The sequence below is a fragment of the Brevundimonas sp. genome (genome assembly GCF_044239655.1).
In the GTDB taxonomy this organism is placed as follows: Bacteria; Pseudomonadota; Alphaproteobacteria; order Caulobacterales; family Caulobacteraceae; genus Brevundimonas.
Map to the genome: position 1 here is coordinate 1 of NZ_JBIIAY010000237.1, position 4,943 is coordinate 4,943.

Here is a 4,943-nt window from a genome sequence, read left to right on the forward strand (position 1 = left end):
CATCCTACTACCCGACGCCGACGGTCAACGACTCGAAGAACAACGGCGCTCCTTCGCAATTCGAGCGGAACAGCTTCGCCCTGAACGTCCTAATGGCAGCTTCTGGTCCGACTACGAATGGCTCAACTGCCACGACGGAAAAGCGCGGCGCGCCAAATCCGGCATTCCCTTGCTGGTTGATGGGCTACCCGGTCGAGTGGCTGCATGGCGCGGTTTCGGCAACGCAATTGTTGCGCCGATCGCGGCGGAAGTCCTAGCTGCATATCTCGACACCGAACAATTTTAACTTGCCCGAATCACCAAAACCGTTTTTAACAGCAGCAGAGAGGAGACGAAAAGATGAATATCAAACTCGAAGAATATATCCGCGGAACTCGCATCCGAGTGAACGTGGAGAACGCACCCATGACCGCCTTGCGCAGCCTGGTGGCGGCGTTCGTGACCGCCTGCGATACCGTGGAGGAGCATACGCCGAAGGCGCAAGCCTGGACGACGGAATATGTCGCTGCTGTCGTGGGCGAGAATACGGTGCAGGTTGGCGCGCGCTTCTACCCCGAGGGTGAGCAAATGCTGGAGCCAGCGGAAGAAACCCCCGAACCGCTTGGCGACACCACTCAGATGGCCGAAGAACCCACGAAGCGCAAGCGCCGCACCAAGGCCGAAATGCTTGCCGCTTTGCAGCAAGAGGCTTCGCCTGCCGCAGACGCAGCCAAGGAAGCCGAACCCGTCTCGACCGAGGCCGAGCCTGCCCTCCCTTTCGGTGCTGGTTCTGCGGCGCCGGAACAGCCGGAGACTGCCGGGGCGCTTTCCGATGCTTCTACCCAGGATGAATCGGGGTCGGTCCCTTTGGAACCCCTTACGAGTTTGTCCGCCACGGTGTCCTATACTGGGGGCGAAAAGGAAGCGTCGTCCACAATTACGAACGCCGCGTCTGACGAACCCGTAACCGACACCGAACTCCAGCGGTTTTGCGGGCGGTTGGCGCAGCATTTCGGCGGCGCGCAGAAGGTCTTTGACCTGTCCGCGGCGTTTGTGCCGGAGGGCGCTGTCGCCCGCCCAACCAACATCAAGGACAACAGCCAGCGTTGGGCGTTCATCCGCCACGCCGAAGAAACCTCCGGCCTCCGCTACCACGGATGAGCGAGCATAGCCCCCTAGGAGCATCCGGCGCCGCCCGCTGGCTGGCTTGCCCGCCGTCCTATGGTCTTATCCAACGCACTGGCGCGGAAGGTTCCGAAAGCGAACATGCTGCGTTGGGAACCGCCGCGCATAAGCTGGCTGATATGTGCCTGGAGAGCGGCAAGGACGCTTGGGAGTATATCGGCCAGACAATCAATGGCTACGAGGTCGGTAGCGACCCGCAGACGCAGATCGAGCCTGACGCCGTGCAGGTCTATCTCGACTATGTGCGGCCGTTGGCGGAAGCGTCGGAGATTTCCGCCAGCGAACTCCGTCTCGGGCAGAAGTGGAAGCCGCACCCGCTGTATGGCGGCACGGCGGATTTCGTGTCAGTTCGGCAGGATTGTATCGAAATTGTCGATTACAAGCACGGCGCCGGTCTGCGGGTTGACCCATTCGAGAACGCGCAGTTGCGCTACTACGCCATTGGCGCGTTCAAGGAACTGGCTCAGCATTTGCCAGATGACGCTATCGTCAAGATGACGATCGTGCAGCCACGGTTCTCGGGTTTTCGGGGGCCGGAAACCTTTGTCGAAACGGTCGGCGAGTTGCGAGTCTGGAGCCGGGACGTGATGGTTCCGGGGATGCTCGCGGCGGAAGCGTTCGCTGAATTGGGCTACGCAACTCCGGGTGCCTATCCCGATGCGGTTGATTACCAAACCGGCGAACACTGTCGCTTCTGCCCGGCTATTCTCGACTGCCCGAAGCAGAAGGCAGACTTCGCCGCCATGACCCAAGGGGATGCTGACAAGATGACCGACGCCGAACTGGACGAGATGTTCCCCAAGATCGCAACGGTCAAGATGTATATGCGCGCCGTCGAGGGCCGCATCCAGGCGCGGTTGATGGAGGGCGTAGCCTTCAAGGAGGTCAAGCTGGTCAAGAAGCGCGCTGCGGGTCGGACGTGGAAGGACGGGGTCGAGGCCGAACTGGCGGCTGCGCTCGGGGACGACGCATATAACAAAGACCTTAAGTCCCCGCCGCAGATCGAGAAGCTATCGAAGAAGTGGAAGGACTTCGTGGCAGAAAACGCTTTCCTTCCTGAATCAACCGGGTATAACCTAGCGTTGGCATCCGATTCGGCCCCCGCGGCTAACCCGTCTGCCGACATTGCGACACAGTTTGCCCATTACTAAAAGGAGTATGACACCATGGCGACCAAGAACAAATATTACGAATACACGCTGCGCCAGAAGGCGCGTGGCCTCTACGTCAACCTGACCGAAGCCACCAAGGCCATCGAGACCGCCCCGACCAAATACAGCATCATGTATGGTCTGCACGAGGAGGACGCCAAGGCGTTGTTCGCCCTCGAAGCCTTGGCGATCAAGGAACGCTACGGCACCTTCACCAAGCCCGACGACTATCAGCTTTGCGTCGTGTCCGGTGCCAAGGCAGCCGAGAAAGCGCTGGCCAACGCGGCTCTCGCCGTTCGCGGCAAGTCGGAGGAAGAAGCCTTCAAGATCAAGGAACGCGCACAGGCCCGTGCCGATCTGGTCGGCGGCTTCGCGGGTATCCTGACGGCATCGAGCCGGACGGCTTTCCATGACCGTTTCCTCGACCGCTACATGATGGACCTGGACGGGAAGGAGCGCGAGACCGCCGACAAGTTCGGCTTCCGTCTGGCGGTTTTGTCGCGGCCCAAGCCGATCGTGCTGGACACGCAGCTTTCGTTCATCGAACACAAGGACAAGTTCTACCGCGGCGCATGGTATGGCGGCACGGTGAAGCTGTCGCCGTGGGACCGCAAGACCCCGGAAGCCAAGGACGGCGTTTCGGCCTATCTCGGCAACCAGATTTTTGTCGAGGGCGGCGAGCGTCTGGCCGGCAGCGCCAAGCCGATCGAGGACGAGTTCGGCCACTACCAAGGCGCCGTGACGGATTACAGCCCGTCCGACGCCGCCAAGGTGGACGAACACGCCTTTTAACGAGGTTCCTTTCCCCGGGGCCAACTCGGGGAGGGTTTCGCAGCCCTCCCCGCCTTTCAAGAGGACGCCAGTGGCAACTTATATCGTAGCCGATTTTGAGACGCACAGTTGCGCCGACCTGAACAAGGTTGGCGCCTGGAGATACGCGGAGGATGTCAGCACGGGCGTCCTGTGCCTTGGCTACAAGATCGTCCGGGATGGCGAGGCTCAACCCACGGTCGTCATCACCGAGGCGCAAATCCTTGCCAAGCACAAGGAACTGCATGACCTATGCCTCGACCCCGCCGTAATCTTCGTCGCGCATAACGCCGGCTTCGAGCAAGCCATCTGGCATCATGTCATGGTTGGTCAATTCGGCTGGCCTGCGCTGCCTCCGGAGCGTTGGCATGACACCATGGCGGTTGCGGCCCGCAAGACCCTGCCAATGGGTCTGGAGAAGGTTGGCGAAGTGCTGAACCTAAACGTCCAGAAGGACCGCGAGGGCCACCGCCTGATGATGCAGATGTGCAAGCCTGGAAAGGATGGATACTTTGACCACTCCCCCGCCAAAATGCAGCGGCTCATCCAATACAATATCGGAGACGTTGACACCCAATACCACCTTCACAAGCGACTTGGCGGGTTGGGTGCTGACGAGCGACGAGTTTGGATACAGGACCAAGTGGCAAACCAACGTGGCATCCTTGTTGATGTCCCCTACGTTCGCCAGTGTATCTCTTTGCTTGAACAGGCCCGAGGCCCGATGGAAGCCCAATTCCGGCAGTTGACCGGCTTGGCACCGACCCAGCGCGCCAAGATATTGGAGTGGGTTCAGGCGCAAGGCGTCCAGATGTCCGACATGCGTAAAGCCACGTTGGACGCCATGCTGGACCCCGAGAACGAGATGGATAGCGTCGATGACCTTCCTTATGAGGTTTTCCGCGCGCTACAGATTCGTCGTATCCTGGCGTCGTCATCGGTGGCCAAGCTGGGCCGGATGATCGAGACGGCCAACCTCGATGGGCGCATTCGCGGCACGATGCAATACCACGGCGCCCGAACCGGCAGAAACGCCGGCAGGTTGGTGCAGCCGTTGAACATGCCGAAGCCGCTGTTCAAAAAAGACGAGTATACCCAAAAGCACATCATGGCCGACATCCGGGCCGGCGATCTGGACGTAATCAACGAACGCTATGGCAATGCCTACAATGCGGTCATCTCGACCATGCGCGGCTGCTTCAAGCCAGCGCCGGGCCGTATCTTCGCCACTGGTGACTTCAATGCGATCGAAGCACGTATCGTGTTGGCTCTGGCGGGCCAGTATGAGGTCGCCAAGTCGTTCGACGCGCCGAAGTATAGCAAGGACGACCCCTACGTTAAGGCCGGCGCGCTGGTCGGCAAAGACCGCGACGGCGGCAAGGCCATTTTCTTGTCCTGCGGGTTCGGGATTGGCGCGAAGGGCTACAATCTCAAGGCAGCGCCAAACGAAACGCTGGAGTTCTGCGAGCGGGCGGTAAACGTCTACAAGAAGGAACTGGCTCCGTTGGTTCCGAAGCTGTGGTATGGCTTGGAGAAGGCATCTGCGGAGGCTGTCTGGTGCAACGCAAAGCGCGCCTACGAGTTTCGTGGCATCCGCTACCAGATGCGAGACGAATATCTCGTCTGCACCCTGCCAAGCGGTCGGGAGATGTATTACTACCAGCCGCGGCGCGAGCAGGGCAGCAAGCCTTGGGCACCGGAGGAAGTCTACCCGGCATGGTCCTACCTGTCGTTTCAGGGCAAGGCCGTTCGCCGCCAGTGGATGTGGTATGGCCTCGCTACGGAAAACGTTTGTCAAGCCACTGCTAGGGACGTGAT

5 protein-coding genes are annotated in these 4,943 nt (G+C 60.3%); all 5 read left to right on the forward strand.

What is annotated here, in order from left to right; genetic code table 11:
- Positions 1-286 (forward strand): hypothetical protein (locus tag ACILQR_RS17095; protein ID WP_395652564.1); only part of this gene is annotated, 286 nt, incomplete at its 5' end.
- 53 nt (positions 287-339) lie between these two features.
- The gene (locus ACILQR_RS17100; protein WP_395652565.1) at positions 340-1,140 is read left to right on the forward strand and encodes a hypothetical protein; all 801 of its coding nucleotides are present in this window, start codon (positions 340-342) and stop codon (positions 1,138-1,140) included.
- On the forward strand, positions 1,137-2,315 hold the full coding sequence (locus tag ACILQR_RS17105; RefSeq protein ID WP_395652566.1) for a DUF2800 domain-containing protein: 1,179 nt from the start codon (positions 1,137-1,139) through the stop codon (positions 2,313-2,315). The genes ACILQR_RS17100 and ACILQR_RS17105 overlap by 4 nt, the downstream gene beginning before the upstream one ends.
- A 15-nt stretch (positions 2,316-2,330) precedes the next feature.
- The gene (locus ACILQR_RS17110) at positions 2,331-3,107 is read left to right on the forward strand and encodes an ssDNA-binding protein (RefSeq protein WP_395652567.1); all 777 of its coding nucleotides are present in this window, start codon (positions 2,331-2,333) and stop codon (positions 3,105-3,107) included.
- Positions 3,108-3,177: 70 nt separating this feature from the next.
- Positions 3,178-4,943: hypothetical protein (locus tag ACILQR_RS17115; RefSeq protein WP_395652568.1), on the forward strand; the 1,766-nt coding region annotated here is incomplete at its 3' end.